Below are 4973 nucleotides of genomic sequence, written 5' to 3' on the forward strand. Positions count from 1 at the left end.
AAGTTGCAGTCTAAGGTAGAATCTGTCATGCTGAGCAAAACGCAGTGAAACGGAGTGACGCGAAGCATCTGCCCAGATTCTGACGCTCGTTCCTCGCTATCGCGCAAGCGTCACGCTTCGCTCTTCCTAGACATGATAGAACGCAACTTGGTATGACATCCTCCCCCAGCTGAAAGCACGGGGATTCCCTACCAGTTATTTAAGCCTCTAAATTCCAGCTAGTCGAATATATCCCACTCAGAATCTATTAGTTTAGATGTACAAATCCTGTAAGCGGTGGCTTTGGCAATGGCGTGGCGTTTGGATAGTTAGCCCAACGGTTACAGCTTTGATCATTCTCCTGCGGTGGACTGGGATGCTGCAAAATTGGGAATGGACAGCTTATGACCAATATATGCGTTGGCGTCCCTCTGAACCCTTGGATCAGCGAATTGCGATCGTGGGGATTGATGAGGCGGACGTGAAAAAAATTGGGCAACTTTCTCGATCGATTCTTCCGGATCAGATTTATGCCCAAGCTATTGCTAAACTCAAAACTCATAACCCTAAAGCTATTGGTCTAGATGTTTATCGGGATTTACCCGTACAACCGGGTCATCAGGAATTAGTTCGCATCTTTGAAACAACCCCCAATCTGGTGGGGATTGAGAAAGTGGTTGGGGATAAGCGTCAGGATGCTGTCGCCGCCCCCCCAGTGTTGAAAGCGAAAGGGCAAGTGGGCGCTAATGATGTCATCTTTGATGCCGATACTAAAGTCCGACGCGCACTCTTACAAGTTGAAAATGCCAATGGAAATGTGATTCCCAGTTTCGGATTCTATCTAGCACTTCTCTATCTTGATGCTCAAGGAATTAGCCCCCAACCAATACCAGGCGAACCCAATACCTGGCAGTTAGGAAAAAGCACGTTTTCTCGCTTCAAAAAAAATGATGGGGGTTATGTCCGCACGGATGACGGTGGCTACCAAATCTTATTGAATTATCGAGGTAGCAAGGAACACTTTGAGACTATCTCATTGCATGATCTGCTTGAGGATCGTATCCCTTCAGATTGGGGACGCGATCGCATTATTCTGATCGGCTTTGTGGGTGAGAGTTTCCAAGACTGGATTTTTACACCCTACAGTAGCAGTTGGTTCGCTTTGCCCGAACGTATGTCTGGAGTAGAGTTGCATGCCAATCTTACCAGTCAAATCCTGAGTGCCGCGCTACAAGGGCGTTTTCTAGTTCAAACATGGTCCCAACTCCAAGAAAACCTGTGGATTTTTTTCTGGTCTACTGTAGGCGCTATTTTAACCTGGCAGGGACGGTATCAGGTGAACCAGCGACAAGCATCTGTACAACGCTTTTCAGGACTGATCCTGGCAGGGGGTATCGTGGCGGGTAGTAGTTATGGAGCGTTTTTAATCGGATGGTGGATTCCCGTGGTTCCGCCTCTGCTGGCTTTATCGGGTTCAGTGATGGCTATCACCAGTTACCTTGCCCATCAAGTGGCTAAAATCCGCGAAACCTTTGGACGCTATCTCACCGCTGAAGTTGTTGCGAATGTCTTAGAAAACCCTTCAGGGGCTAAACTCGGTGGTGAACGGCGCACGATTACTATTTTAACGTCGGATTTAAGGGGGTTTACTGCCCTGACTGAACGTTTAACGCCAGAAGAGGTGGTGAACATTCTCAACTTTTATTTTGGCACGATGACGGATGTTATTACTCAATACCAAGGCACAATTGATGAGTTTCTTGGGGATGGAATTTTAGTTCTTTTTGGTGCGCCGACGCTTCGTGAAGATGACGCCCGCCGCGCGATTGCTTGTGCAGTGGCGATGCAGTTGGCAATGACATCTGTAAATGAACGCATGAAGCTTCTGGGTTTACCGCCGTTGACTATGGGCATTGGTATTAATACAGGAGACGTTATCGTTGGAAATATTGGGTCATCGAAACGGACGAAATATGGAGTGGTGGGCTCTCAGGTTAATTTAGCCTATCGCATCGAATCCTATACGACAGACAGTCAAATTCTGATTTCTCAGTCTACTCTAAATGCGGCTGGATCTGGGGTGAGAATTGATGGAAAGATGCGGGTTCAACCTAAGGGATTGCCCAAGCCTATTCCGATTTATGAAGTGGGGGGAATCGGCAAACCTTACTTCTTGTTTTTAACTAAACCTGAAGAACAATTTATGCCCTTGGTCGAGCCGATTCCTTTACACTACACTTTTTTGGATGGCAAGCATGTCAGTGATCTATTTTTTCGGGGAACTTTAGTAAAACTTTCTGCCAAAGGTGGCGAGATTCGCTCAGAACAAGTCATGGCTCCTTTGACAAATATCAAGATTAATTTACTTGTTGATGATCGGTTAATTTCGGTGAGTGAGGATATCTATGCCAAAGTGTTAGATAAACCTAGTGATAAGAATTACTTTTATATTCACTTTACGTTTTTACCGCCGAATGTAGAAACGATGCTATCCAATCATTATAAATTACTTCGTCAACTTCAGGACGAAAGTCAGGAACAGGGAACAGGGAACATAAAATAGAATTTCCTCTATTTTATGATTTACCTAAAAAATAGGCGTTCCCTTGAGAATAGGGGTAGGTTTACCTAAGTAAAACCCTTGGGCATAATCTACACCTAACACCTGCAATCGTTCCAGAATTGCCACATTTTCGACGTATTCGGCAATGGTCTTAATTTGCTTCGCCTTAGCCATTTGTACAATAGCAGAGACAATGGCTTCAGAGATGGGATTGTACACTACATCCCGCACAAACATACCGTCGATTTTGACAAAATCTAAGGGTAATTCCTTGAGATAGGCTAAACTCGACATACCTGTACCAAAATCATCCAAGGCAAACTGACAACCTAGGTTTTGCAAGCGCTGGATAAATTTCCGGGTTTTGTCCAAGTTGGCTAATGCTACCGTTTCGGTAATCTCAAAGACTAAACTGCTGGGGGGAACAGGATGGTTGATCACGGCATTTTCGAGAAAGTTTAGAAAGCTGTCATCGTTAACACTGGAACCGGAAAGGTTAAATGCAATAATACACCCACAATAATAATCCCTTGCCCAACAGCCCATACATTTGCTAGGGTGGTAAATGCCATTGAAAAATGATTCCAGAACCCAACGATCAATAGATGGCATTAATCCTGATTTTTCGGCACAGGGAAGAAAATAGTTGGGTGGGATGATCCTGCCATCTTGTCCCACCATTCGGATTAAAATTTCCTTGTGAACATGACCCTCTTTTTCACCCTGACGGAGAGGGAAAATCGGTTGAAAGTATAAGCAAAAACGATCTTCTATAAGGGCAGTTCGTAATGCTTGACTACTGGTTGATTCTTGACAGAGATTTTCTCGCACATTTTTCACCTCCAATTTGCCACCTGCTTCTGTTTACCCCAATGCTACCAGAAAGGTGGTTATAGAACAGGTAGGGATAACAATTAAGCGTGAATGAGGGGAGAAACAAACTGATGTCGCAATCCTAAATGAGTTAGGAAATCTTCTGTTGCCAGTTAAGAGTTCCTTTGACTCACCGAAATGCTGCCGACTCAAGTCGAATCGCTATAGGTTATTGTTGGGATAAGCGTTTAACAGTTGCACCTCCTAAGCGCTGATCCGCATCTTCCAGTAAAGTAGGAATTGTATCAGCATGGGGACTCCGGTGTAAACATGGCTGAAGATTGAATTTTCCGATTTTATCGGCTTTAGCACCCGGAAACCAGTGTCCCGCATTGGTTAAGAGGTTGTAACGCATTTTAGCGTATTCAACCATATCATAGGCGATCGCTAAATTTCTCAGCCACAAAATTACCGGGATATTCACTCCACCAGGGGTGTCCTCGTGGCTGGGTAAACCGATGTGCCAGGTTTTGAACCAGTCTTCACCGAGTCGTGCGATCGCGGCTTCTTCTAATCGTGCGACAATGGGGGGTAATACTTCATCAACCTGATCCAATAATTTAACCGCTTTCAAGTGTTCATCAAAATCACTGGGGCGGGATGCACCTAAACTTAAGGTATGTACCTGGGGATGGGAAAGGCAAAATAAGTCATTAAATACTATTGGACTCAACGGTTGACAGAGTTCAACTAACCGTTGCGGCGGTTTATACAGCATTCCTCCTTTATCCGACGGACTAATAATAAAAACGCCCATATCGTGACGGGTGGCGGCTTCAATCGCCGACCAATTAAACTGATTGATGTAGTACCAGTGCAGATTTACATAATCAAACTGATCCGTTTCAATCGTTTTGATAATTAAATCAGTAGCGCCGTGGGTAGAAAAGCCAATAAACCGCACTTTGCCTTGGGCTTGCAACTGACGAGCCACATCCAGACAGCCCCCAGGACGAATGCTATCATGGAGTAATTGAGGCGTGTTTATTCCATGGAGTCCGAGTAAATCAACATAGTCCAGTTTCAGGAATTTCAATGATTGTTCAAACTGACGCCGAAATTCTTTGGGATCTGATTTAGGACTAACTTTTGTCTGGACAATTAATTGGTCACGGAGAAATCTAGGCAAAATCTTGCCTAACTGCATTTCTGACGTGCCGTAACCCCGCGCCGTTTCAATATGATTAATGCCGACTTCAATCCCTCGACGAATCGTTGTGTCTAAGTTTTGTTGATTATCTTTAGGAATTAACCAGGCGGGCATATCTTTCCATTTAAATTGATATCGCATTCCGCCGCAGGAGAGTACTGGCATTTGTAGTTCGGTACGCCCAAATCGTCTGTACTGCATCATAAGTATGATTAGAAGTCGCTGAAGTCCAGATTCTGTGAACTAACTCCGGGTTGACTAACCCCTTTATCAATGGATAATTAATAATTGATAATTGACAATTGATTAATTGGGTCTAAGACCTCTTCGTTTACGAAGAAATTAAAAAAGATTTTCCTTAATTTCAATCCTCTTCTTTTAAGGAGAGATCATTATCCATTGTTCATT

3 protein-coding genes are annotated in these 4973 nt (G+C 44.1%); 1 reads left to right on the forward strand and 2 read right to left on the reverse strand.

All coding sequences use genetic code 11. The annotated features are described in order from the left end of the window. Positions 1-256: 256 nt before the first annotated feature. On the forward strand, positions 257-2542 hold the full coding sequence (locus RLO19_RS24085; protein ID WP_446359933.1) for a CHASE2 domain-containing protein: 2286 nt from the start codon (positions 257-259) through the stop codon (positions 2540-2542). 24 nt (positions 2543-2566) lie between these two features. Here the strand turns inward: RLO19_RS24085 and RLO19_RS24090 are convergent, their stop codons facing one another. Both RLO19_RS24090 and RLO19_RS24095 read right to left on the reverse strand, forming a co-directional pair. After that, positions 2567-3373: an EAL domain-containing protein gene (locus tag RLO19_RS24090; protein ID WP_446359934.1), complete on the reverse strand. Its 807-nt coding sequence runs from the start codon at positions 3371-3373 to the stop codon at positions 2567-2569. Positions 3374-3584: 211 nt separating this feature from the next. Next, positions 3585-4766 (reverse strand): aldo/keto reductase, encoded by a 1182-nt coding sequence (locus RLO19_RS24095; RefSeq protein WP_446359935.1) that lies wholly within the window; start codon positions 4764-4766, stop codon positions 3585-3587. Positions 4767-4973 lie beyond the last annotated feature (207 nt).

Source organism: Coleofasciculus sp. G2-EDA-02 (assembly GCF_040226375.1).
GTDB lineage: Bacteria > Cyanobacteriota > Cyanobacteriia > Cyanobacteriales > Coleofasciculaceae > Coleofasciculus.